This window comes from Enterobacter sp. CGMCC 5087 (genome assembly GCF_003144775.1).
Taxonomy (GTDB): Bacteria; Pseudomonadota; Gammaproteobacteria; order Enterobacterales; family Enterobacteriaceae; genus Enterobacter; species Enterobacter cloacae_M.
Window position 1 is genome coordinate 1 of sequence record NZ_QFXN01000328.1, and the last position, 422, is coordinate 422.

1 protein-coding gene is annotated in these 422 nt (G+C 53.3%); it reads left to right on the forward strand.

Annotated features, from left to right (window positions below; translation table 11 throughout):
- Positions 1-216: 216 nt before the first annotated feature.
- Positions 217-422, forward strand: a 206-nt coding sequence (locus DEO48_RS26185) for a MarC family protein (RefSeq protein WP_309136853.1), incomplete at its 3' end; no start/stop codon positions are given.

The window sequence follows — 422 nt, forward strand, 5'->3', positions numbered from 1 at the left end:
CTACAAAAACGTCTTTTTTTCGGTAATATCATCTCTTCAGTCCGTCAGTGCCCCGTGCCCTGACGGACTTTTTTTATCCTGCGAGCCACAGGCCGCTTACATTCCGGTTATGCCCGGAGCGTTATTTCACCGTCCTTCGTCGCCAGTACGGCATGAACCGTTCCCTCAGCATCCTGTACTGATGTCCGGAGACTGATACACATATAAGAAGGTAACATGTCAGATTTACTCAGGATCGTCGGCCTGGGGCTTATTGCCCTCCTGCCCCTCGTCAACCCCTTAACCACCGTCGCACTCTTCCTGGGACTGTCCGGGGGAATGTCGCCGGCACAAAGACGCTCGCAAATACTCCGGGCCTCGGTGTACGTATTTATTATCATGAGCGTGACCTGGTACGCGGGGCAGCTTGTCATGGATACCTT